Source organism: Acinetobacter sp. WC-141, from assembly GCF_000313935.1.
GTDB lineage: Bacteria > Pseudomonadota > Gammaproteobacteria > Pseudomonadales > Moraxellaceae > Acinetobacter.
Map to the genome: position 1 here is coordinate 1 of NZ_AMSS01000013.1, position 24866 is coordinate 24866.

A 24866-nucleotide genomic window follows, 5' to 3' on the forward strand; every position below is an offset into this window, starting at 1 on the left:
CTGGGCGCGGTAAAGGCTGACGCTCAGGCAAAGCGGTATCAATCCGCGCCCCTAAAAAGTCACCACGGCGCAGCACTTTGGCAAACAGGCGCATTTGCCCACTGGTACGGCCACGCTCACCTTGCAAACGTGCCAGCGGTAAAGCGGTTTCTTGCGAAATAGTCTCTAGAAAATCTGTACCCAAGGCATCGAGCTCATCGGCAATGTTTTCTAAAAAAATTGCACGCTGTTCTGGAGACGTATGACGGTAAGTCTTAAAAGCTTGACTTGCCGCTTCACAGGCCTGATTCACTTCCTGTTCGGTTGCATGATGAAACTCATAAGGCAAAGCTTCGCCTGTCGTTGCGTTCACACTCTTTAATAAGTTTGTACCTTGTGCACTGCGTGAACCGCCAATAAAGTTGTGTCCAATCATGGTCATAGTAAATATCCTGAAATTAATGAGAATGTCGTGGAAGATTATTTTGGTTGACGACTCGCATATATAAAGTTGCAGGCTCTAAACAACCGCCAGTTGATAATTGGCCTACCATGTTGCGATACATTTCTTGCCACGGGGTTTGAGAGGCAGAGACTATTGGCTTCCATTCCTGACGGCGTTTTTCTAACTCTTCGTCAGAAATGAGCACATTGACCGAACGATTGTTCAAATCAATGCGCAAACGGTCATTGGTTTTTAATAAAGCAATGCCGCCGCCTACCGCTGCTTCGGGTGACATATTTAAAATAGAAGGGCTGGCAGACGTACCGCTTTGACGGCCATCTCCCAAACAAGGTAGCGAGTCAATTCCTTTTTTAATTAAACCTGCCGGGGGAGCCATATTTACAACTTCTGCACTGCCTGGATAGCCAACAGTACCTGCGCCACGAATCACTAAAATGCAACGTTCATCAATGTCTAAGTCAGGGGCATTAATTCTTGCGTGGTAGTCTTCTGGACCTTCAAATACAATTGCTCTAGCCTCAAAACTATTTTCACTATTCGGGTCAGATAAATAGGTCTTCTTAAATGCTTCGCCCACAACTGACATTTTCATAATGGCACTGTCAAAGAAATTACCACTGAGCACAATAAAACCAGCGCCATGTTTCAAAGGTTGTTCATAAGGAAAAATGACATCGGCATTTGACGTTTTTGCATTTTTAGCAATTTCACCTATTGTTTTACCGCTGACCGATGCGCAGTCTTCATGTAAAACACCTGCTTTTTGTAATTCGTGCAGAACAGCAGGAACACCACCGGCACGGTGAAAACCTTCACCCAAATATTTACCTGCAGGCATACAGTTCACAATGAGTGGAATTTTTTCTCCAACGCGTTGCCAATCTTCTAAACTCAGCTCAATACCCATGTGACGGGCAATCGCAATTAAGTGGGGAGGACAGTTACTCGATGCGCCTAAAGCAGAAGCTACTGCAATGGCATTTTCAAAGGATTGTTTATTCATGATTTTAGATGGTCGTAAATCTTCTAAAACCATTTCACAAATTCTTTTTCCTGTCATATAGGCCATTTGCCCACGTTCACGATATGGCGCCGGAATGCTGGCACAGGTTGGTAAAGACATACCTAAAGCCTCTGCCAATGCATTCATTGAAAGTGCAGTACCCATGGTGTTGCAATGTCCAACTGAAGGTGAAGCAGAAGTCGTCATTTCCATGAAGCCTTCATAGTCAATTTCACCTGTGGCAAGTAAATTTCTTGCATGCCAAAGCACCGTACCTGAGCCGATTAACTCACCTTTAAAATGACCGTCTAACATTGGGCCACCGGATAAAACAATGGCAGGTAAATCTGTTGTCGCGGCTGCCATTAAACAGGCTGGTGTAGTTTTATCGCACCCTGTGGTTAGCACCACACCATCAAGCGGATAGCCATGCAATATTTCAACTAAACCTAAGTAAGCTAAATTACGGTCAAGTGCAGCAGTAGGGCGACGTGACTGTTCTGCAATCGGGTGAACAGGAAATTCCATGGGAATACCACCCGCATCACGAATACCTGCTTTAACCCGTTCAGCAAGCTCTTTATGGTGACGGTTACATGGGGTCAAATCACTACCAGTTTGTGCAATGCCAATAATTGGACGACCCGACTGTAGCTCGGCACGGGTCAATCCATAATTCATATAACGTTCAACATAGAGTGCTGTCATGTCAGCGTTTGTAGGATCATCAAACCATTCTTGGCTACGTAAAAAAATCCGTTTATCTTGATCATTCATTTTTAGATCCTTTCACTCATACTTTTTGAAATTTAATTTTTTTCACAAGATGAATAGTACAATTCAACTGATCGATAATACGTGAAAATTATAATAATTCGCGCTGCTTCAAATTACGTATTAATGCATTTATTCCAAAATTCCACGGCGTTGCTTTGTCACTGGTCATGACCGTGTTGTATAGAGTGCCGAGTTTAGGTGAGTGAATTCGGACAACATCTCCGACTTTATGGGTAAAGCCAGCACCAGCTTGTTCACGATCTTGAGTAGGTGCAAATAAAGTACCTAAGAACAAAACAAAACCGTCTGGATATTGATGATTTTCATTAAGCGTTTGTTGAATTAAATCTTCGGGGTCACGGCTAATCTGAGACATAGAACTCACACCATTAAGCACAAAGTTATCTGCACCTTCAATTTGCAGTTCAACATCGCAAGCGCGGATATCATTTAAAGTAAAACTATGATCAAAAAGGCGAATAAATGGGCCGATTGCACACGAAGCATTGTTGTCTTTTGCTTTACTTAATAACAAAGCACTACGACCTTCAAAGTCCCGTAAATTAACGTCATTCCCTAAAGTGGCACCTAAAATTTTACCGTGGCTATTTGCAACCAATACAACTTCAGGTTCCGGATTATTCCACTCAGACTTCGGGTGAATACCAATATTTTGGCCAGTTCCCACAGCTGCTAAAACGGGTGCTTTTGTAAAAATTTCAGCGTCAGTACCAATGCCCACTTCAAGATATTGAGACCACATTTTTTGTTCAATTAAATATTCTTTGAGTTGAAGAGCTTTTTCAGAACCGGGTTCAATTGTTTTTAAATTATCACCAATTACCCCTTGTACCACTTCACGGATCGATTGAGCTTTTTGCGCATCGCCACCAGCTTGTTCTTCAATCACACGCTCTAACATACTTGCTGCAAAAGTAACGCCAGCCGCTTTAATCACTTGTAAATCAATAGGGGCTAAAAAATATGCCTTGTTTGTATCTGGCTCAGCGACTGTATTGGCAAATAACTCATCAATTGACCCAACCAATCTTCCTTCAATTTCAGATAAAGCTTTTAAAGGATCAGTACTTTCAAGTAACTGTGAAATGGTATGAAACTTTTCAGAAATATCAAAAACCTGATCACCTTTTAAAAGAATCGGAGATGGACCGGAAATTTGATTTGGAATCCACGCGCGACCAATTAAACTACCTTGGGTAGCATCGTTTGGTAATGAGTTCTGGGAATTTAACGTAAAGTTCATTTAAAGCATCCTTCTTTTATTTGAAATCATGATATGTTTCTTATTTAATAAACACCAATCGTAATAATTTAATTATTAATAACGAAAAGTTATCGAAAAGGATTTTTATAAATGGCAGATTTGACTTACGCGAGTTTAAATAATTGGTTGAAATTCAAACATTTGGTTTTGTTGGAAACTTTGGCTCGTACTAATAATATGCATTTAGCTGCCGAGCAGATGAACTTAAGTCAGCCTGCGGTGAGTAAAATGCTAAAAGAAATTGAGAGTCTGCTTGGTTTTCAGGTTTTTGAAAGACTTCCACGAAATATGCCAGTCACAGCTTTGGGCGAGCATGTGATTCGTTATGCGCAGCGTGTTTTGAATGATGCAAAGCATTTTGTCGAAGACATTGAAATTTTACGTTTAGGTGGTCACGGGTTTTTAAAGGTGGGCGGTATTTTTGCAGCAACTGCTGTGGTAATTCCAAACTCAATTATTGAAATTAAGAAAAAATGGCCCTTACTTTCTATTGATGTGGTCGAACAAACCAGTGACCATTTAATGGAAATGTTAAGCGAGCATACGTTAGATTTAGCTATTGGCCGTTTTACCGATGTGACGCAAAGTCAGTTTTTCGATTTTCAACCCTTAGGCCCAGAGCCATTTTGTATTGTTGTGAATAGTGCTCATCCATGTGCCCAAAAAAAATTCTGTACCTTAGAAGAATTACTCAACTGGCCGTGGGTACTCTATCCTAAAGGCACGCCAATACGAGAGCGTATGGAAGGTGCATTTGCCCGAGCGAAGGTTAAAATACCTTTAAATACAGTGAACACCATGTCGATGCAGACCTTCTTACAGATATTAAAAGGGGCGCCAATGGTGGGAATGTTGCCGGAAGCAATGGTGATTGATCAGGTGAAAGAAGGACAATTACAGATTTTAGAAACAGATCTAATTTTAGACGCGCAGGATTATGGAATTTTGACGCGCAAAGATGAACCAGTGTCAGATATTGCGGCAGCATTTATTAATATCTTACTTAAAAATGCGAAGCGTAAGTAAATTAATAAGCCCTAAATCATAAAGCTATTTGGGGCTTTGTATTTAAAAAATAAGAAAAAATAGCGGGTTATTGCTGGATAGTCTCGATATAAAACCAATATTAAAAAGTTATCAATATTTAGAAATTATTCATTGGAAATTATTGAAAGGAGTCCTTATCGTTTAATTCACGACAATTACAAAAGTTTTTAAGTGAATAAAAACTAGGAAAGGACCTCTGTATGAATGTGCTAATCACTGGTGGAACAGGTTTTATTGGAAAACAAATTGCCAAAGAGATCTTAAAAACTGGCAGTTTGACTTTAGATAACAATAAACCCGAGCCCATCGATAAAATTATTCTATTTGATGCATTTGCTGGTGAAGATTTACCACAAGACCCAAAAATTGAAGTCATTGTCGGTGATATTACCGATAAAGCCACGGTAGCAAATATTACAGAAAATGTTGATGTGGTTTGGCACTTGGCCGCTGTAGTCAGTTCAGCAGCAGAAGCCGATTTTGATTTAGGCATGGATGTGAATCTTTATGGACTCTTAAATTTATTAGAAGAGTTAAGAAAGAAACAAACTGCGCCACGAGTCATTTTTGCCAGTGGCTGTGCTGTATTTGGTGGTCAATTACCAGAAGTTGTGACAGATGAGACAGTGGTTACACCGAAGTCCTCATACGGCATGCAAAAAGCGGTAGGAGAGTTACTGGTCTCGGATTACTCAAGAAAAGGCTTTATTGATGGCCGTATTTTAAGACTACCGACTATTGTGGTTCGGCCCGGTAAACCCAATAAAGCGGCATCGACATTTTTTAGCTCAATCATCCGTGAACCGTTAAAAGGTGAAACGGCAGTTTGCCCAGTCCAGTCAGATACACCGGTTTTTGTGACTTCACCACGGCGTTGTGTTGAATCGATGATTAAAGCTGCGTCAATTTCTTCAGATGTACTTCAAGATAATCGCATTATTCCTCTACCGGGATTAACCGTTACCGTAAAACAAATGCTTGAGGCACTTGAAAAAGTTGCCGGTAAACAAGCAACTGATTTAGTGCAGTGGCAAGAAGATAAAACGATTCAAAGGATTGTTCAAAGTTGGCCGGTTCAAGTGAAAGCTGAATATGCCGAATCTTTAGGTTTTCAAGCAGATGAGAATTTTGAAAGCGTTATTCAGGCACATATAGAAGATACCCAAAATTAATGGCAGTGATCGCCAGTTGATGTGAGAGTTATTATGGAAGATATCAAAAATGTAACTGCTATCGAAGAGCAGACAATTAAACGTGTTTCGAGTCGAATTATCCCGTTTCTCATTATTTTATTTATCATGGCATTTCTAGACAGAACCAATATTGGTTTTGCTGCGCTACACATGAATGATGCACTTGGAATTACTCAAACCATTTTTGGTTTAGGTGCAGGTGTATTTTTTCTGGGTTATTTCATTGCAGAAGTACCCAGTAATATTTTACTTCATCGATTTGGAGCACGGATCTGGATTGCCCGAATCATGATTACTTGGGGAATCATTGCTGGACTCATGGGTTTTATTCATAGTGGCATGCAATTTATTGTTTTACGGTTTTTACTTGGAATTGCCGAAGCGGGTTTTTTCCCGGGCGTTATCTTTTATTTAACCTTGTGGTTTCCTGCCAAATACCGTGCCCGAGTTTTCGCAACGTTTTATCTTGGATTACCTATTGCTCAAATTATCGGGGCACCAATTTCAGTCGGTCTCATGCAATGGGGCAATACCATTGGCTATGAAGGCTGGCGTTTGATGTATATCTTAGAAGGTATTCCATCCATTATTTTAGGTCTGGTTTGTCTAAAATATTTAACCAATAACCCGAAAGAAGCTGAGTGGTTAACGTCTGAGCAGCGTCAATGGTTAATGACAACATTAGAACGTGAAGAAAGAGAAAAAGAGCAATCTACAGAAGCAGCTTTAACAAAAAGGGAAATGATTAAACAAGTGTTTAAAAATCCATTAGTGTGGATTATGGCAATTGTTTACTTTGGAATTACCTCTGGTTCAAATGCGATGTTCTTCTTCTTACCAAGTGTTTTAGAGTCATTTAGAAACACATTTGGTATGGAAATTAGCCTGATTCAAAATGGTTTACTTACCGCAATTCCATACGCATTTGCGGCCGTTGGAATGGTGTTATGGAGCCGCCGTTCTGACCGTAAACAAGAACGTTATAAACACGGTGCATGTGCTGCACTTATGGCTGCCTCCGCAATTGCGATTGCCTTAATTGTGAATCAACCTTGGGCAATTATTGTGGGTTTTATCCTGCTTGCGATTGGTGTATTTAGCGCCATTAATATTTTCTGGACCATTCCTGGGCAAACTCTAACAGGTGTTGGCGCGGCTGCCGGAATTGGTTTAATTAACTCGGTAGGTAATTTAAGCGGTTTTACTGGTCCGTATTTAACAGGATATTTATATACGACCACAGGCACCTATACCGTAGCATTCCTTGCGATTGCCGGATTTGTCGCGATGGGTGGTTTAGGGTTGCTTCTATTGGCAAGATTAAAATCGAATAGCTTAAAAGTAGAACAACAGCCCCTTAAAGTTCGAACAGCGACGGAGATGAAATAATGGCGACCATCGGATTTGTGGGGACAGGCATTATGGGAATGCCGATGGCTATGAATTTACTCAGGGCAGGTCATCAACTAAAAGTCTGGAATAGAACTGCCTCTAAAGCTGATATTTTAAAAGAAGCGGGTGCTCATGTTTGCTCTGAACTTGAACAAGTTGGAAAAGGTGTAGAGTTCCTGATTTGTATGCTCAGCGATGGAAAAACCTGCGATGAAATTCTGTTTAAAGAGCAGGGTGCAATCTCGCAGCTAGAACCTGAAAGCACGGTTATTGTAATGAGCTCGATCCCGGTTGAAGTTGCAAAAATACAAAGTGACAAATGCAGAGAACGAGGACTTAGATATTTAGATGCCCCAGTTTCTGGTGGAGAAAAAGGTGCTCAAAATGCAAGTCTTGCCATTATGGTGGGTGGTGAAGCTAAAACATTCTCACATGCTGAAACTGTCTTCAATGCAATGGGGCGCCCAATTTTAGTCGGTGGTGCTGGCTGTGGAATGCTGGCAAAGCTCGTAAATCAAATGATCGTTGCAACCACCATTGCAACGGTGAGCGAGGGATTATTGCTTGCAAGCCAAGCTGGAGCTGATCCTATTAAATTAAAACAAGCATTAACAGGCGGTTTTGCAGATTCTCCAATTTTACAGCAGCATGGCGAACGTATGTTAAATCGAGATTTTAAACCAGGAGGCACTGCTCGAAACCAGCATAAAGATATACATACCGCCATTCGCTATGCCAAATCGCTTGAATTGAATTTACCTATTGCTGAACAAGTCGGTCAACTCTTTGAAAATATGCTTGTGGCTGGAGACGGTGAGTTAGATCACTCGGGTTTAATTCGAGAGCTGGAGCGAATGAATCACTTACAAGGCTTATAAATTTTCAACAGTTAAAAACTCGTGTATTGCTCAAATAGACGGGTTTTTAACTGTTGAAATAGCCAATTTCATTGTCTGGCAGTCAATAAGAATTTAACTTTATATAAACCAAATTTTTAGATGGGGTGGTGTAAATTTAGAGGCTGTAACTTCAAGTCTTTTTTAAAGTGAGCCTGACGTGAGAAGAGTAATTTTAGGTGCTACATTAAGTTTTGCCGTACTAGGGATGCAAGGCTGTCTTTCTTTGCCTAATAAAGTGGATGAAAAACCTGCTGAAAAGAAAAATGAATATTTTTCAGAAATTGTTAAGTTCAAAGGTTTGAGCCAAACGCAAATTTATGATGCTTCTAAAAACTGGCGGAATAATGTGGTGGACTATGTTTCAAGTCGAAAGATTATCCAAGCAGATGAAGAGAATAAAGTACTCATAATTAAAGGACATGCAGGGCTAAAGTTTGATAATTGTATGGACTGTCTAAGCAGAAATATGATTAAGGTAGCGGATGATTCATTTAATTATATGTTGAAAATAGAAGTTAAAGATCACCAAGCTAAGCTTACGTTCAGCAATATAGAACCTCGCGACAATCGTAATAATCATTTTTATAAAGATAAAAATGCAGCTATAAAGAACCAAATAAAAAACGTTGTGGAAGCCTATAAATTTCATGTCTTACATCCGAATGCTCAGCCTGTTGGAGCGAGCCCGATGTAGTTTTCTTACATAGAATTATAATAAATATAGTTGAAACGTCTTATAAATAAAAAGGTAAATGTCTAACGAAAATAGTCATTTACCTTCACCAAGTAGGTGACTATTTTCATTAAATATAATAAATTAAATATTACATATAAATAGCTTGAATATTTATAATTTCCCTGTATGCTTAAATTAACTAGAAAAAAGACTTGTAGTAAATCTTCTTTAAGTATCGCAGTTTTAGTCATAATCCTTCGTTTTTTCAGATATTAAGCTCAATTCGTTATTATTTTTTCAAAGTTATATTTGTCATTTCAAATGACTCAAATTATTAAAATCTAAGGATATATTATGTCTAATACAAGTAGCGGTACAGTAAAGTGGTTTAACGAAACTAAAGGTTTCGGTTTTATTCAACAAGAATCTGGTCCAGATGTATTTGCTCATTTTAAAGAAATTGCATCTTCTGGCTTCAAAACTCTACATGAAGGTCAGCGAGTAACATTTAATATCGCTCAAGGACAAAAAGGTCCAAGTGCTGTGAATATTATTCCACAGTAATAAGCGACAAATAGAAAAGCCCTGAATATTCAGGGCTTTTTTTATTTATATACTTTTTATATCTACCGAGGGTGGCGCTCCGAAAAAGCGTTTATATTCTCTGGAAAATTGCGACAAACTTTCGTAACCGACCTGAATACTGGTCGTTGAAATATCATATTCTTCGGTCATTAATAAACGGCGCGCTTCAGTCAGCCTCATTCTTTTTTGATATTGTAAGGGGCTCATGGAAGTAATATCACGAAAATGTTGATGAAAACTCGAAGCACTCATACCCATTGTGCTTGCCAGTTCTTCAACACTAAATGATTTTGCAAAATTTGTTTTCAGCCATTCAATGGCTTTCACAATTCGGTGACCTGTAGTTCCTGCCGCTACAATACGTTTAAGTCGATCACCTTGTGGACTCATCAATAAACGATAAAAAATTTCCTTAATAATAAGCGGAGACAAAATTGGAATGTCTTGTGGCGTATCCAGTAGTTTTAATAACCGTATAAAAGCATCATTCAGTTCCGAATTTACGACCCCAACGGCCATTCCTTTTTTTTCAACATTGGTGTCTTTAAAAGGAATATGGGCTTCAAGCATGATTTGGGCAAGTACGTAGGGATCTAGCCGTAGCACAATTGAAAGATAAGGTTGTTCAACCGAAGCTTCCAGAACTTGAGCAATGACAGGCAGGTCAATTGCAGTAAAAAGAAAATGATTAGAGTCGTAGGTATAGGTTTCTTCACTCAGAATAACCTGTTTTTTTCCTTGAGCAATCATACATAGACTCGCATCCATCATGCTGCTATTGGGTTGGGTCAAGGTTTCCGCACGAAATAAAGTCAGTCCCGTAATAGGTGTTTCGAATGTACCTTTTGCTCGGGTCCATTGATCGACAAGTTGAGCCAGTGTTTCGTTATCGTCTAGAGACATATTCGCCATTCAGATTTCACCTATTGCCATCTGTGTTTTTATTGTAGGCATTTCAAATAAGAAAAATAGAGACAATTGCAACAATTCGGAGGATTAGGCAAATCTGTAAGAGGAATAGAACAACGCCGATTAACTTTCATTTTTATACTGATGAACATGGCAAAAAAGTCGATTGATTAAACTCTGCTGGGTCATCGTTCCCTAACGTATTCATGGGTTTTCAAAATCAATAGCCCACAATTAATGTCCAGCCAAGAATTCGTCTTTATTTACACATTAAACATGAGAGAAAAAATATGACAAATGAAGTTTTAGGATATGCCGCGCTGTCATCAGAAACTCCTTTAGTTCCGTTTAAATTTGAACGTAGAACTCCACGTGAAGATGATGTTGTTATTCAAATTGAATATTGTGGTGTTTGTCACTCAGATTTACATCAGGCTAAAAACGATTGGGGATTTAGTGCTTATCCGATAGTTCCGGGCCATGAAATTGTAGGTCGTGTAACCTCGATTGGTGCCAAAGTCACAAAGTATAAAGTTGGTGATTTAGTCGGTATTGGTTGTATGGTCGATTCATGTCGTACTTGTTCGGCTTGCCATTCAGGACTAGAACAGTATTGTGAAGAAGGTAACATCCAGACTTATGGCGGTGTCGATCGCCATGACCAAAGTCCAACCTATGGTGGGTATTCTCAAACAATTACGTGTAGCGAAGATTTTGTATTAAAAGTACCTGAAAATCTGGATGCCCAAGCTGTACCGCCATTACTTTGCGCGGGGATTACCACATGGTCACCACTTCGCCATTGGAATATTGGAAAGGGTAGTAAAGTTGCGGTAGTCGGTTTAGGTGGTTTAGGGCACATGGCAATTAAACTTGCCAATGCTTTAGGCGCAGAAGTGACATTATTTACCCGTTCAGCCAACAAAGAACAAGATGCAAAACAACTCGGTGCGCATCATGTTGTGTTATCAACAGATGACGCTCAAATGCAGTCAGTCATAAATCAATTTGATTTAATTATAGATACTGTGCCTTATAACCATGATCTTAAGCCTTATATTCCAACGCTAGCTTTAAATGGAACCATTGTGTTGGTTGGATATTTAGGTGAGATTAGCGCAAATTCAGTACCTATGATTTTAGGTAGAAAATCAATTGCGGGTTCGGTGATTGGCGGGATTCAGGAAACACAAGAGTTACTTGATTTCTGTGGTGAACATAATATTGTTTCTGAGGTCGAAATGATTGACATGCAAAATATCAATGAAGCTTTTGAGCGTATGTTAAAGAGTGATGTGAAATATCGTTTTGTGATTGATATGAAAACTTTATCTGATGATTAATTTGGTTTAATCTGGGCTGTACTCGTGGAGTAGTGGTGCTAGCCTGTAGTCTAGTATTTAATTTTTATATTAAGGAATGATAGGAATTTTCTTAATTAAATTCATATGATTCCTTAATAAAAGACTGCTTTTAGCAGTCTTTTTAACTTAGAATTAAGCCTATTCTAAAATAATTAACAGATAAATATAATTTGAAATTAAATCAGTAGGTGCGCTCTAACTTTTTATTTTTTCGGGTTACAGCCATGAATAAATATCCTAATGAGAATATAAGAGCCGGCGCAGTAAAGCTAGCTACCACAAATGCTTCATAACTATTTACAAAGCTACAGATAATTTCCCAAAAAATAAGAAATACTATTGGTGCAATACAATAAGCTAAGAAATGAATCCGCCATTCTTTAATTGTAATTTCATTCCTTGCTCGAAGAGATGATTTATAGAATTGCAAATAGATAAACAGGATAATAAAAAATAAAATAAGCACACAAATAGCATAATTGGTGATTGTTTCAATACTTGATTGGTACTTTAGAATAATCAGAATAAAAGCGATTGCACCTGATAAAACAATTGTGATATCTAGAAGTTTTATTGGATTCAAATTTTGTTTTAATATAGGTTTTCTTTGATCTGTAAGGCGTGTAGCAAAAATAGCGCAGGGTACGACTAAATAGCCAAATATCATACTACTGAATAGATTAGAAGTTTGTTGAGTTACACCTTCAAACATACTACCAATAATTAACCATTCAGCCCTTAAAACTGGTGCAGAAAGAAGAAGTGCAAAACAATAGATCATTGCAACCTGATGCATTCTTCTTTGTTGTTTAACAATCGCAATGATCCCTAAAATAAGGGAGCTTAAAGTTCCGATTGCGAGTAACCATAATTGCAAATAAAAAGGTAAACCATTAAACATATTACTTGGTCCAGCTTTTATCAAAAAAGTGATACTGCCTGCCATAGAAATAACCACAACCACAAAAAATAGCTTACCAATATTCCGATGCACGTTTGGATGCTTTCTGCGAAATGGTGCATAAAACTGGATAGACGCAAGTAAAATAGCAGTTCCTCCCATCATTGAATGAAAGAGCATAGATACCCTATGTTGAGCGTAAATCTTATGCTGTACTACCTCTGCAGAACCTGCTCCTAAAGTATGCTGTTCTCCTGTAACTTTTGTAAAAAATTTCAGCCAGAGATAGGGTGCATTACTATCAAAGAAATGAAAAAAATATTCAATGGCCATTGGGGCATATAACACGCAATAGCCTGCTATTAAGAGCCATACTACTTTTGAAACAATTTGTTTAGATGTTAGACTCATGAATTGATGACCTTGATCAATTTAAGATATAGCCAATATAACATGTGTTATAACGGATGTTATTTCGATTGTTATACAAGAATGGAAATATATGAATACTTCTCTTTCCGAATCAAAAATGAAGACTAAACTTTTAAATGCAGCAGCTATGTTGTTAATGGAAGAGGGTGTAAATAGTCTTACAACTCGTAAAATTGCAAATGCTGCAAATACAAGCACAATGGCGGTATATACGAACTTTGGTTCAATCAATAATTTAGCTAATGAATTGATAGCACATGGGTTTATTTTGCTTTGGGAAGAGGTGAGATTGGTTCAGTTTTCTGAAGATGCTTTGGTTGATCTTCTTCATATAACGACTGGCTATCTAAATTTTGCAAACAAGCAGCCAGCCTTATATAAGTGTATGTTTGGAGTAACAAGCTTGGGAGAGTTGAAAACTTCTGAAAAAGAAAATTTAAAATCAGGTTTATATACCCTTGATATCGTAGTTAAAACGGTGCAACGTTTAATAGATGGCAAAGTGATTAAAGCAGAAAATGCATTTCATATTGCTAATGAATGGTGGGTAATTGTGCATGGTTATTCTTTGTTTGAATTTGGAGATATTTTTTCGAAGGATAAAAGTGTTCCCAAAGTATTAACACCTTTACTACTTCACTTTTTAATGGGCTTGGGTGTTGATCCAACTCATGCAAAAGAAGCTCTCACTAACCATTTTCGGTACTTAGATAATACTATTTGACTTGTTCCTCAATAAGTACTGTGCTTCGTTCAATCTCATTATTCTAATTAATCTTGCTTGATCTGAGCTGTGCATCTTTTTGAAAAGGAGCACAGCTCAAAAAAACTCTCTAAACAAGGCTGTATTATTAAGTTGATATTTAAGAATTTCCTTAATTATGTAATTAAGTGAAAAACAATAATTATTTAAATATTTTCTAGCCAATATCACATTGACACCTTAAATATTGAAGATTACCATTTACAGGCTGGCCTACATTGCCAGTCGGTTGTCGCAGACCGAATCAAACGAGCATTAAAAGTTTCATACTTTTAATGTTGAGCCCTCGTGCCCCCTCTATGGTGGAACGGAGGGGGACACCTTCGGGTGTGCTGGCCTCGTTTGACCAGTCTGCGAACCCCTTTCGTTCTGCCACCATAATTTTAATGTTTTGGCAGAACTCCAAATAAAAAGGAGTTGGCTTTGCACATTCATTATTTCTCGGCAACCTTTGCCAAAGTCTATATCGACACAACTTAAACTTTTTAAAAAGGTTTGATCGCCGTTAGGTTTTTCAGGCTTTAAATCACTATCACTTAAAACTTAATCAACAATAAAACTTGAGATGTGCCACGCACAGTCTTTATGGCTTTGCTATGCCTTTTTTTCAGTTATTAGAAAAGTAGCCATGCTATATCTCATTTATATACAACAATAATTTATTTTATAACGGTAAAACGATGCCATATTCAGATCTTCCACAACGTGCTTTAAGTGTATTACATACCTCACGCTATCTTTTTAATAACTTTGGCTTTCATAATGTTGGTATAGACCGAATTATTGACTCGGCAAAAATCCCAAAAGCGACTTTTTATAATTACTTTCACTCAAAAGAACGTCTTATTAAAATGAGTCTAACTTTTCAAAAAGATGGTCTGAAACAAGAAGTCATCTCAATTATCTATGTTCAGAAAGAGTTAAGCGTAACTGAACAGCTTCGTAAGATTTACTTTCTACATGCAGACTTAGATGGGCTTTACCACTTGCCGTTTAAAGCCATATTTGAAATTGCGAAAACACACCCAGAGGCTTATCAGCTCGTCATTGATTATCGAAATTGGTTAATCAATGAAATTTATAAACTGCTTTTAACAACCAACACGAATGCTTCAAAACCAGATGCCCACATGTTTTTATTTGTGATTGATGGCGCAATGGTTCAGCTTTTAGATTCAAATAGTGTAGATGACAGAGAAAGGTTACTCGATTATTTTTTGGCACAAATTGGCTAATTTTTTCTCTTGGGATTTTTGATTAAAAAGGAATTAGGCAAAGTTTGCGCCTAGCTCCTTTTTGAGCAAGATTTATGATTTAGAAGGTAGATATTTACGCATGGCAAGAATGAAAACCGTAAACAAAATACTAAAACCAAAAACAGGTAAGCTTAGCCCTAACACTAGGCTCGCCAATATTAACCCTAATTTTTGTGAGCGAGTTGCACGGTTCCAAATGAATAAGCTTTGACCAACAAAGTGGGTGGTCATGAGTTTTAAATTTGAGTTTTTAAACGCAGCCTTATATCCGTAAATAATCATAATACAAAGTGCAAGCGCATACAGAGCCAGTACCAATTGGTTTATCCAGCCAAATAAAATACCAATATGAGCATCAACTCCCCAACGAGTTAGTTTCGCAACTAATGAATAGTCTTTAAAAGCAAGTTGATCGATAACTTTGTGTTGTTCCATATCAATTGCGATGCTATCTGCTTGAGTTGGCCATTTACGCTGAATTTCGGCTACTTCCCAAGCTTGATTTCCGCTGGTGGGTGGTTTGATTTGTATTTGTGCCGCGTCAATACCATGTACTCTGGCTATTGAAAGAACGCTATCAAATTCACTTGAGACAATATTTAAATTAAGGTTTTCACTGTGTGGCATTTCGTGATGTTCATGGTGCATCACTGTCGGTAAATTATCTGTTTGAAGAGAAGTTGCTAATGTTGGGGTTTGCCAATTGAGCCACTGACGAGCAACTCGAATATTATCTCCAGCCCACTCGGACCATGTAAGACCCGTAATGGCGATGATTAATAAAAGTGGAAATAAAACTAAACCAAGCGTGCTATGCCATCTTAGTAATTTATTTTTTTGTGTCTGTCGGATTTTAAGATTTTGACGTCGTTTCCACCAATTATATAGCCCAGTTAAAGTCAAAATTGCTAACCAACTTGCTGCCAATTCACTATAAAAGCGACCCCATTTCCCGAGTAATAAATTGCTGTGTAACTGATCGAGCATAGTTCGAAACGGCAGAACCCCACTAGTACCATAAACCGCGAGGTGGCCTTTAGCTTGGAGCGTAAAAGGGTCAATAAAAACGGCTTCACTCGTAAAATTGTGTATAGGGTCTGAGAAAATTACACGTGTGGTTTGGTCAGGGCTTGGGGCAGGTCTAACTTCAATGACCTGTGCAGACTTAGGCATTACTTGCTTTGCCGCTTCAATTTGCTGACTCAACTTATATGGCGTTTGGTCCTGTGGCTCAACATACAAAACATCTTTATAAATGGCTTGCTCAAGTTGAGGCGTAATTGCATAGAGTAGACCAGTAATTGCTGCGACCAATATGAATGGTGCAATAAAAATACCAGCGTAAATATGAATTAAACGGTAAAGACTACGCCAGAAGGATGAGTGGTTAAGCATCAGAAGATAATGTCTAGCAGATTTTGGGCTGGATTATAACGACTTATTTCTTTTGATGTTGATTGACTTGTAAGCGCTATTAAATTATTTGAACAGCGCTTAGGCAGAGTGTTTAGTCTAATAATTAGACAGTTTTTATTGTTTGGTAAATTTGGTGCTTCTTTTGCTTAGTATTTAAGATCTTATCTACCAATTCTTGAGCCTAATTCTATTATTAAGTTCTCTTAAAACTCTAATGTATTTACATCTGCATATTCCAAATTTTATGTCTTAAGTGGCTTTGAAAAAAGTTTAAAAATTAGACTTGCAATATATAGTGGCTTTGTGCCACTATATATTCATCGAAGGTCATCAGACAAAAAGAGGATGATATGGCTATCCAGCTTTTAGATGCGGCAAGAAACGAAATTCCAGTGAAATTTACGCAGTTTTCTGGTGGCGAGCGTCATGTTCAAATTGATGAGACAACCTTAGGTTCACTATCTGGCAAGGTATTGGTTCGTGCACACATGGCCTCAAGTCACGATGTGATGGACTATTTACTGCTTGAAAATATATTGCTGAATCAGGGTTTAACCGTTGACCTAGAAGTTCCATATTTTCCATATGCACGTCAGGACCGTATTTGTGCAGTGGGCCAAGCGTTCTCACTTGATGTGATGACCAAATTACTCAACATCAACGCAGACAAAAAAGCGGGCAAACAAGGCCAGATCACTGTTTGGGACTGCCATAGTGAAGTCACTACAGCCTTACTCGCTGCCAATACGTCTTTTAGCGAAGTTGTAAATGTGAGTTCAGTCGAGATCATCAAAAAGAGTGAAGCGCTGAGCACATTATTAAAAGATGAAAAAACAGTGCTGATTTGCCCAGACAAAGGCGCAAAAGCACGTACACAAATGGTTGCAGATGCTTTTAACCGCGAGCGCAAACAACCCATCACTATTGTTCAGTGTGATAAAAAACGCGACCCAGTGACTGGCAAAATTTTAGGTACGCATGTCCATGCAACTGATTTATCCGGTCTAACAGCGGTCATTACCGATGACATTTGTGACGGTGGTGCAACCTTTATTGGTATTGCTAAAGAACTGCGTCGTCTCAATTGCCATAAGGTCGTTCTATATGTGACCCACGGTATTTTTAGTAAAGGAATAGAGGTTTTTGATGGACTACTTGACCAGCTATTTACCTCGGACAGCTTTCCGCAACAACCAACAGACAAAATTTCAGTAATTGCTTTTGCAGCAGAATAAAGAGAACAAAGATGACGATTAAACTTAATCCATTAAACGCTATCGATTTTTATAAAGCTGATCACAGACGTCAGTATCCAGCAGGTACAGAGTACGTGTATGCCAACTTTACGCCGCGTTCATCTCGACTCGCAAAAATGTTGCCGGACTTCGACCATAAAGTTGTGTTCTTTGGGCTTCAAGGTTTTATCAAACACTTTTTAATCGATACATGGAATGAAGGCTTTTTCAAGCAACCTAAAGACAAAGTGGTGGTTGCATATAAACGCCGTATGGATAATTCATTAGGTGAAGGTGCTGTACCGGTTGATCACATTGAAGCGTTACATGACTTGGGCTATTTACCATTACGCATTAAAGCATTGCCAGAAGGCAGTCGCGTCAATATGCGTGTACCGGTGCTTACCGTCATTAATACCGATCCACGGTTCTTTTGGTTAACCAATTATATTGAAACTGTGTTAAGTGCTGAGCTTTGGAAAAGCTGTACTACAGCCACCATTGCCTACGAGTACAAACGCTTATTAACTCAATATGCCGTAAAAACTGGTGCACCACTTGATTTTGTACCTGTGCAAGGACACGATTTCAGTAGCCGTGGCATGAGTGGAATTTATGATGCTGCGCAATCTGGTGTGGGGCACTTAACTAGTTTTATTGGAACAGATTCGGTTGCTTCGATTGACTATGCCGAAGAATATTACAACGCAACTGGCGTGATTGGGGTTTCTGTACCAGCGACCGAACACAGTGTGATGTGTATGGGCACAGAAAACAGTGAGCTAGACACATTTAAGCGTTTAATTTGTGAGCTTTATCCATCTGGTGTGGTGAGTGTCGTGTCTGATACTTGGGATTTTTGGCGAGTCATTACAGAATTTACGGTGGCTTTAAAACCTGAAATTTTGGCAAGACAACCCAACGCTTTAGGTTTGGCTAAATTGGTTTTCCGTCCGGACTCTGGTGACCCTGTTAAAATTATTTGTGGTGATCCAGACGCAGAAATTAGCAGCCCAGCCTACAAAGGTGCGGTTGAATGTTTATGGGAAGTGTTTGGCGGTACAACCACAGACCAAGGCTATAAAGTGCTTAATGAGCGTGTCGGTTTAATTTATGGTGACTCGATTACTCTAGACCGTGCACAGCGCATTTTAGAAGGGCTAGAAGCCAAAGGTTTTGCTTCAAACAACTTGGTGTTTGGGATTGGCAGCTTTACCTATAACTACTTAACTCGCGACACCTTTGGGTTTGCTGTAAAAGCAACTTGGGGACAGGTAAATGGAGTAGGCCGAGAGCTGTTTAAAGACCCAATTACTGACTCAGGTGTAAAAAAATCTGCGAAAGGTCTTTTGCGCATCGAAGAAAGTGAAAATGGCTTTACCTTGTTTGATGAACAAACAGCAGAACAAGAAAAGGGTGGAGCACTAAAAACTGTCTTTGAAAATGGTAAACTTCAATATGAGTGTACTTTGGATCAAATACGTGAACGTTTATCCATCGCATAACTGAGTTTAGATGAGTCGTTACATGTGTATCGGCTCATCATTTTTATTGAGAGGCTGAACGTGACTATTCAAACTGAACAAGAATTCCTTGCCAGTTATGATCGCCGAGATTATGACGCACCTTTACTCACGGTCGATATGGCTATTTTCTCGGTATTGAATGGTCAGTTGCAGGTATTACTGATCAAGCGCCCCAACTTTCCAGCCAAAAACCAATGGGCTTTACCGGGCGGTTTCGCCGATTTAACCCATGACCAAGACTTAATGGCAACGGCTTATCGTAAGCTGGTCGAAAAAACAGGGATTGCATCACCTTACTTAGAACAAGTTGCTTCTGTCGGTAACGCGAAACGTGATCCGCGTGGTTGGGCCGTGACCATTTTGTATTTTGCTTTAATTGATTTTAATGCTTACCAACACCAAGCGTTGGCTGAGTACAGCGAATGGGTATCTGTCGCCAAAGCACAAGATTTAGCATTGGCTTTTGATCATAACGAATTACTCAGCTTAGCTTTAGAGCGTTTAACCAATAAAACCCGCTATACCGCATTGCCAGCGAGCCTGATGCCTGAATTATTTACGCTGACCGAGCTACAAAACATTTATGAAATTATTCTTGGGCAATCGTTAGATAAAAAAGCGTTTAGACGCCGTATGATAGAAGCGGGTGCAGTTGAAGAAACCAATCACAGTAAAATTGTGGGCAAACGACCAGCTCAGCTTTACCGCTATGCACTCGATTCTTTCGATTTTATCTTTCCTCGCTCACTCGAATTACCTAGAAATAAAGAGGGTGAAGATAAGCAAAACAATGAGCTTTCTGACTAGCGCATCTTGATGCACTTTTGATTTATAATGCCGCGCTTATGATTGATGTCATGTTTTGATCAGCACTTTGCCTATGTCACACGTTTCTCCCTGCTTCCAACAAAATCAGTTTTTTGTGTTGGTGGAGTATCTCACTTCACTACATGAAATTTATCCTGTGAAACATGAGTTTGCAGGATATCCGGTTGCAATGACATTGGCAGATCGCGTACATTCAGATCATGATATCGCGCCACTTGAAGCCAGCAAAAGTTACCCAGACTCAATTGATAAAGTCTTACACTTTTCAGGTAAGGCGCGAGACATACAAGACTTTGAGCAATTTTTAGAACAAGCTCAAGCAGCCAATATTCAAAACTTGTTATTGCTTACAGGCGATAAACTCAAAGAACACCATAATGGTCGAGATGGACAGCCTCGTAGTCGTTACTTAGAGTCAGTAAACGCCGTAATGGCTGCCAAGCAGCATGGTGGTTTCCGTATTGGGGTTGCTTTTAACCCATTTAAATATGTCGAAGCTGAGCGTGATGCACAGTACTTAAAACTACATAAGAAAATTAAAGCAGGTGCTGACTTTATCATTACCCAATTGGGCTATGACATTGAAGCCTTAAAACAAGCCAAATCATTTTTAACCAAGAACAATTATTCACAGCAAATACTGGCTTGTGTCATGCCTCTGACTTTAGGCCGTGCCAATTTTATGGTAAAGCATAAAGTCGCAGGTATTGTGATTACCCCACACATGCTAAAAGTCTTGGCAGAAGAAAAACAGGCAGGACATACAGACCGTGTTTATTTACGCTGCGCTTTACAAATTTTAATATGTAAACATTTAGGGTTTGCAGGAATTCACTTATCTGCCTGTCATAAGCCAGAAGAGCAAATGCTGCTTGAAAGCTACATTGAGCAATACAGACATCTGGAGCTTGAAGCCTTAGAAGAGCTATGGCATTCACTTTGGCAAGTCACGACAGGCAAAGAGTTTGCACCTGAAATTACTCGTTTTTCACGTCAGCCAACGTCTAAACAATTAATTAAATATCGCCAATTGCATGTTATGCATGAAGCAATGTTTGGATCAAAAATTGCCAAAGGCGTCGGACGGTTTATTTTCAAAGCGTCATTTTGGGAAAATGCTTTAGTCGCCAAAGTCTTACTTAAAACAGAAGTACTGAGTAAACATAGCCTAGTCGGTTGTGAAAGCTGTGGTCAGTGCCGTTTAAGCGACACTTTATATATTTGCCCTGAAACTTGTCCAAAGGGCTTGGCCAACGGTCCATGTGGCGGTACAACTTTAGACCGCTGTGAATTTGGTGACCGTGAATGCATTCACTCTGTTAAAGCACGACTTGCAAAAGCCATTGAACAAACCGAAATATTAAAGGAAAAACTGATTCCAACTGTGCCTATTGAAACTAGGGGAACCAGTTCTTGGAAAAATTGGTATTTAGCGACTGAGGCTTAAGTTGTATAACTTCCTTGATTTGATTTTGTTAAAAAATCAATTTATATGCTTAAGCACGGCGATAATTTAAAAATAACAATCGTTTGGCTTAATTATGTTCAATCAAGATGATTACCGAGGAGTATACTTAAAGCAAATCTTTTGCGTTAAAAGAAAGGCTGTCTCGATGAAAAAGTTGGTTGCTGTACTTACTGTAATTGTTGTTTTAACTGGATGCGTTTACGACCCTGTTAATTACGACAAAATACACGACCAAGAGTTCCAAGATCACCTCAGGCAAAACGGTTAGTAATAAAAAACCCACTCAATGAGTGGGTTTTAGTTTTTAAAAAGCGCACTGCGCCATTTAAGTCACAAACAGATTCATATCTTCACACAAAAACTCTCACAACATCCTGAGTTCGCAAGCCAGTTTGCAGCCGAAGCGGAAAGTTACGATCAACTCGCAGCATGTATAGCTGTAAAACTTAGCGATCCAGCTCAGGTCAAATAACGGGAACATTATCCAAGCAAGTTGGGTTCAAAGGCACATTGCAGGGGGCGGTATGATAGACCTCTACGATGTCAACGTAGCGCTCTTACATAGTGAGTTTTATGCTTTTGAAAGGGCTATGTATGTCTAGTACGAGTTTAACTGAATACCGTGAATTATTTCCAGTGAAGAAAACTAAAAAGCGCTGTTCAGCAAAGCAAGGTACCAGACAGCCAAGTGAAAGTGAGCTGGAGCAGTTTGGCGCGTGGTGCGAAACGGTTCGTATGAAAGGTGGTGATTTACCAGATGGTCTTCATATCAATCAAATTCACTGGTTGATGCGTGAAGCAGACAGAGAGCTTCCAAAAGGTAAATCTTACATTCGATGTGAATAATGATTTTGAGGCGGATCACGTTCAAGCACTTCTGCGAAGTCTTTTAAACTCTGATAAAACAGATTTTACGACAAAGTTTGCATTAATCTGTTTAATCAAAAATAAGGTCGAAAATAAAGGATTAGGTAAAGTTGCTCAAGAAACAGACCAATCAAAAGCTCAAGCTGCTATTATGGTGAGTTGTGCTAGATTTTATTTAGCTGGGCATGATAAAAGATTAAGAAACTGAGATTTAATAATGAAAATTCCTATTCGTTTTAAAAAACTTGATTCCGAAAAGATCTTAGATGTAAAAAGATATCTAATTGTATTTGGAAAGGTACTTTTTACTGGAGAAACGGAAAAACATACAATATTTTTCCTTAACCCTAATAATATTTCTTCAGCTGAAAAGGATTTAAAAACACTTAAACTAAGTTTGAAAATGGTTGGATATAAAGATTCTTTAATAGACAATTGAGTGTCTAGACGCGATATGGCATATTTGTTATACAGTGTTCCAAGTTAAGTTAAATACTGGAGTTAAAGCTCACTTTTTAGTGGGTTTTTTGCGTTGAGCTGTTGTGAAGTTCTAAAAAATAAATTGGAAGGTTCGGTAATGTGGAATTTTATCCATAACAACTCTGGAGATATACAAACTATTATTTCCGTCTTAGGTCTTTGTTTTACGATAATTGGAATTTTTATTGCTATCATTGCAATAATTTATGCTAAAAAACAAATTAAATTATTTTTGGCTCAAAGGAGTTTTGAGTTAAAACTATTAATACAACAGCAGTTAGTTCAACAAATGAATATTGCTAATAAAATACTGAGTGACATAAATGAATTAAAAAAAATTCATAATAGTAAAATAAAACAAGGTTTTAAAGATAAAAAATTAAACGAAACTTATAAAGAAATTTTGCCACCAGTTGAAATTGCCTACGGCATGGTGGAAAAAATTTTGAATGTTTTAGAACTTAACTACGAAGTTTTAATTAACAATAAGGTTTCAGTAAAAATTTCATATTATGAAGAGCAAATTAAACAATTATTGCAGAGTGGAGAAGGACTCCAGACACAAAGCAAAGTAGTTGATAATCTTCTTTTGAGAGTAAGTGAGTTAGCAAATAAAGATGTTTGAAAATTACCAGTTCAATTAAGCTCCATTTGGAATAATTATGAAAAGTTATATCTATTTTATTGGTGGTTCAAAAGATGGTGAAGTTTACCAAGGTAAGCTTATGAATGTAGGAGAGTCACAAGGTTTTCATGATCCTATAAACCCTCAGATAAAAGCCTCTCAGACAAATTTTTTTTGTGATGGAAAAGTCCCTGATAAGCCCGAGTTTAAGAAAACCTTATATAAATTGGAAGTTTTTGATGAGGGTAGGCTATTCCTAGTTGACACTTTACTAGACCGAAGAGTTGTTTTAAACAAAGTAAAAAAGTATTTACGGAAGTAAAGAATAAAGCCACCCTCAGGTGGTTTTTTAGTGCGTGGTCAAAATGGAATTCCAACAAGTTGTTAAGAACCATTGCGACATTTCACCAGTAACTAACTTTCTTAATGTGGTAATCCCCCCTAAAAATAAAAGGATCTAAAAGTAGAATTTTCTCTTAAGATACGAGCAGGAGATTCTGCATGAAAACATCTAAATTTACTGACAGTCAGATCATGTCCATCTTGAAACAGGCAGAATCTGGCACACCTGTAGCGACCCTTTGCCGTGAACACGGCATGAGTAATGCTACCTTTTATAAATGGCGTGCCAAATATGGTGGTATGGATACATCATTAATGGCTCGACTGAAAGAGCTAGAAGCCGAAAATACCAGACTTAAAAAGATGTATGCGGAAGAGCGATTAAAGGCCGAAATCATCCAGGAAGCGATGGCAAAAAAGTGGTAAAGCCATCTTGCCGGCGTAAGATGGCACAACAGGCAGTTGCCCAGCATGCCATTAGTATTCGTTTGGCTTGTAAAGCATTTGGCATTAGTGAAACCTGCTACCGCTATCAAGCCAAACTCAGCGATGACAATGCACTCATTGCTGAACAGCTCATTGAACTCACTGAGGAAAATTCCGATTGGGGCTTTGGTTTGTGCTTCTCGTATTTACGGCATGTTGAGAGTTGCTGCTGGAATCACAAGCGGGTTTACCGCATTTACTGTGAGTTGGCACTGAATCTGCGTATTAAACCGAGAAGAAGACTAAAACGGCATGCGCCTGAACCATTGAAAGAACCAATCCGAGAAAATCAGGTTTGGTCATTAGATTTTATGCATGATCAGCTTTCCGATGGTCGCAAGTTTCGATTATTGAATGTGATTGATGATTACCGCCGCGAAGGCCTAGCCATTGAAGCAGGGTTCTCATTGCCCACAATCAGGGTTATTCGTACGTTGAATCAATTGCTGGAGTGGAGAGAAAAACCGTTAGTGATCCGATGCGATAATGGTCCCGAATTTATCAGTCACGAATTTGTGCGCTGGGCTACTGAGCACGGTATTCGTATTGAATATATTCAACCGGGTAAGCCACAGCAGAATGCGTATATTGAACGCTATAATCGGACCATACGTTATAGTTGGCTGAGCAAGCATTTATTTGATACTTTGGATGAAGTACAAGATT

Annotated in this window: 23 protein-coding genes and 2 pseudogenes; 19 read left to right on the forward strand and 6 right to left on the reverse strand. The window is 38.6% G+C overall.

The annotated features are described in order from the left end of the window. From ACINWC141_RS01700 to ACINWC141_RS01710, 3 genes are all read right to left on the reverse strand, one after another. Positions 1-421: aldehyde dehydrogenase family protein (locus ACINWC141_RS01700; RefSeq protein WP_009387278.1), on the reverse strand; the 421-nt coding region annotated here is incomplete at its 3' end. A gap of 16 nt (positions 422-437) precedes the next feature. Continuing rightward, on the reverse strand, positions 438-2225 hold the full coding sequence (locus tag ACINWC141_RS01705; RefSeq protein WP_009387299.1) for an IlvD/Edd family dehydratase: 1788 nt from the start codon (positions 2223-2225) through the stop codon (positions 438-440). Positions 2226-2313: 88 nt separating this feature from the next. Continuing rightward, the gene (locus ACINWC141_RS01710) at positions 2314-3489 is read right to left on the reverse strand and encodes a fumarylacetoacetate hydrolase family protein (RefSeq protein ID WP_009387275.1); all 1176 of its coding nucleotides are present in this window, start codon (positions 3487-3489) and stop codon (positions 2314-2316) included. 111 nt (positions 3490-3600) lie between these two features. Here ACINWC141_RS01710 and ACINWC141_RS01715 point away from each other — a divergent pair, with 111 nt between their 5' ends. The 6 genes from ACINWC141_RS01715 to ACINWC141_RS01740 all read left to right on the forward strand — a co-directional run bounded on the left by ACINWC141_RS01715 (position 3601) and on the right by ACINWC141_RS01740 (position 9281). Next, positions 3601-4536 (forward strand): LysR family transcriptional regulator, encoded by a 936-nt coding sequence (locus ACINWC141_RS01715; protein ID WP_009387273.1) that lies wholly within the window; start codon positions 3601-3603, stop codon positions 4534-4536. A gap of 221 nt (positions 4537-4757) precedes the next feature. Beyond that, positions 4758-5729: a D-erythronate dehydrogenase gene (denD, locus tag ACINWC141_RS01720; RefSeq protein ID WP_009387274.1), complete on the forward strand. Its 972-nt coding sequence runs from the start codon at positions 4758-4760 to the stop codon at positions 5727-5729. 33 nt (positions 5730-5762) lie between these two features. Beyond that, positions 5763-7139 (forward strand): MFS transporter, encoded by a 1377-nt coding sequence (locus ACINWC141_RS01725; protein WP_009387304.1) that lies wholly within the window; start codon positions 5763-5765, stop codon positions 7137-7139. Further along, positions 7139-8020 (forward strand): NAD(P)-dependent oxidoreductase, encoded by an 882-nt coding sequence (locus tag ACINWC141_RS01730; protein ID WP_009387279.1) that lies wholly within the window; start codon positions 7139-7141, stop codon positions 8018-8020. Before ACINWC141_RS01725 ends, ACINWC141_RS01730 begins: the two co-directional genes overlap by 1 nt. A gap of 178 nt (positions 8021-8198) precedes the next feature. Next, complete coding sequence (locus tag ACINWC141_RS01735) at positions 8199-8735, forward strand: DUF4468 domain-containing protein (RefSeq protein WP_009387293.1); 537 nt, start codon at positions 8199-8201, stop codon at positions 8733-8735. Between the two features lie 336 nt (positions 8736-9071). Next, on the forward strand, positions 9072-9281 hold the full coding sequence (locus tag ACINWC141_RS01740; RefSeq protein ID WP_009387287.1) for a cold-shock protein: 210 nt from the start codon (positions 9072-9074) through the stop codon (positions 9279-9281). Between the two features lie 45 nt (positions 9282-9326). On the opposite strand, the gene ACINWC141_RS01745 is transcribed toward ACINWC141_RS01740, so the two are convergent. Continuing rightward, positions 9327-10214, reverse strand: a complete 888-nt coding sequence (locus ACINWC141_RS01745; protein ID WP_009387268.1) for an AraC family transcriptional regulator — start codon at positions 10212-10214, stop codon at positions 9327-9329. 287 nt (positions 10215-10501) lie between these two features. On the opposite strand from ACINWC141_RS01745, the gene ACINWC141_RS01750 reads away from it, so the two are divergent. Continuing rightward, the gene (locus tag ACINWC141_RS01750; RefSeq protein ID WP_009387276.1) at positions 10502-11554 is read left to right on the forward strand and encodes an NAD(P)-dependent alcohol dehydrogenase; all 1053 of its coding nucleotides are present in this window, start codon (positions 10502-10504) and stop codon (positions 11552-11554) included. Between the two features lie 202 nt (positions 11555-11756). Here ACINWC141_RS01750 and ACINWC141_RS01755 read toward each other — a convergent pair whose 3' ends face one another. Further along, positions 11757-12887 (reverse strand): DUF2306 domain-containing protein, encoded by a 1131-nt coding sequence (locus ACINWC141_RS01755; RefSeq protein WP_009387302.1) that lies wholly within the window; start codon positions 12885-12887, stop codon positions 11757-11759. Between the two features lie 91 nt (positions 12888-12978). Here ACINWC141_RS01755 and ACINWC141_RS01760 point away from each other — a divergent pair, with 91 nt between their 5' ends. After that, positions 12979-13632, forward strand: coding sequence for a TetR/AcrR family transcriptional regulator (locus ACINWC141_RS01760; RefSeq protein WP_009387284.1), 654 nt, complete (start codon positions 12979-12981; stop codon positions 13630-13632). 719 nt (positions 13633-14351) lie between these two features. Continuing rightward, a complete protein-coding gene (locus ACINWC141_RS01765) occupies positions 14352-14906 on the forward strand; it encodes a TetR/AcrR family transcriptional regulator (RefSeq protein ID WP_009387305.1) in 555 nt (184 codons plus the stop codon). Positions 14907-14978: 72 nt separating this feature from the next. Here ACINWC141_RS01765 and ACINWC141_RS01770 read toward each other — a convergent pair whose 3' ends face one another. Further along, entirely contained in the window at positions 14979-16322 is a 1344-nt protein-coding gene (locus ACINWC141_RS01770; protein ID WP_009387289.1) for a PepSY-associated TM helix domain-containing protein, read from the reverse strand. A 371-nt stretch (positions 16323-16693) separates the two neighbouring features. Here ACINWC141_RS01770 and ACINWC141_RS01775 point away from each other — a divergent pair, with 371 nt between their 5' ends. From ACINWC141_RS01775 to ACINWC141_RS01825, 10 genes and pseudogenes are all read left to right on the forward strand, one after another. Further along, on the forward strand, positions 16694-17578 hold the full coding sequence (locus ACINWC141_RS01775; RefSeq protein WP_009387291.1) for a phosphoribosyltransferase family protein: 885 nt from the start codon (positions 16694-16696) through the stop codon (positions 17576-17578). An 11-nt stretch (positions 17579-17589) separates the two neighbouring features. Next, positions 17590-19083 (forward strand): nicotinate phosphoribosyltransferase, encoded by a 1494-nt coding sequence (locus ACINWC141_RS01780; protein WP_009387300.1) that lies wholly within the window; start codon positions 17590-17592, stop codon positions 19081-19083. Positions 19084-19143: 60 nt separating this feature from the next. Then, complete coding sequence (gene ntrR, locus ACINWC141_RS01785; protein ID WP_009387277.1) at positions 19144-19911, forward strand: ADPR responsive transcriptional repressor NtrR; 768 nt, start codon at positions 19144-19146, stop codon at positions 19909-19911. 73 nt (positions 19912-19984) lie between these two features. Next, the gene (locus ACINWC141_RS01790) at positions 19985-21379 is read left to right on the forward strand and encodes a methylenetetrahydrofolate reductase C-terminal domain-containing protein (RefSeq protein WP_009387270.1); all 1395 of its coding nucleotides are present in this window, start codon (positions 19985-19987) and stop codon (positions 21377-21379) included. 331 nt (positions 21380-21710) lie between these two features. Next, a pseudogene (locus ACINWC141_RS20440) lies at positions 21711-21928 on the forward strand (helix-turn-helix domain-containing protein); the annotation flags it as partial. Positions 21929-21994: 66 nt separating this feature from the next. Next, positions 21995-22475 (forward strand): annotated as a pseudogene (locus tag ACINWC141_RS20685) (hypothetical protein). Positions 22476-22484: 9 nt separating this feature from the next. Beyond that, positions 22485-22706, forward strand: coding sequence for a hypothetical protein (locus ACINWC141_RS01805; RefSeq protein WP_034677299.1), 222 nt, complete (start codon positions 22485-22487; stop codon positions 22704-22706). A gap of 138 nt (positions 22707-22844) precedes the next feature. After that, positions 22845-23372: a hypothetical protein gene (locus ACINWC141_RS01810; RefSeq protein WP_009387282.1), complete on the forward strand. Its 528-nt coding sequence runs from the start codon at positions 22845-22847 to the stop codon at positions 23370-23372. 37 nt (positions 23373-23409) lie between these two features. After that, a complete protein-coding gene (locus ACINWC141_RS01815; RefSeq protein ID WP_034677302.1) occupies positions 23410-23694 on the forward strand; it encodes a hypothetical protein in 285 nt (94 codons plus the stop codon). A 179-nt stretch (positions 23695-23873) separates the two neighbouring features. Further along, positions 23874-24866 (forward strand): IS3 family transposase gene (locus ACINWC141_RS01825; protein WP_155757871.1). Its coding sequence is split into 2 segments (ribosomal slippage), with 994 coding nucleotides annotated over them: positions 23874-24126 and positions 24126-24866; the frame shifts between segments, so codons are not numbered across the junction. This gene is flagged as partial in the annotation.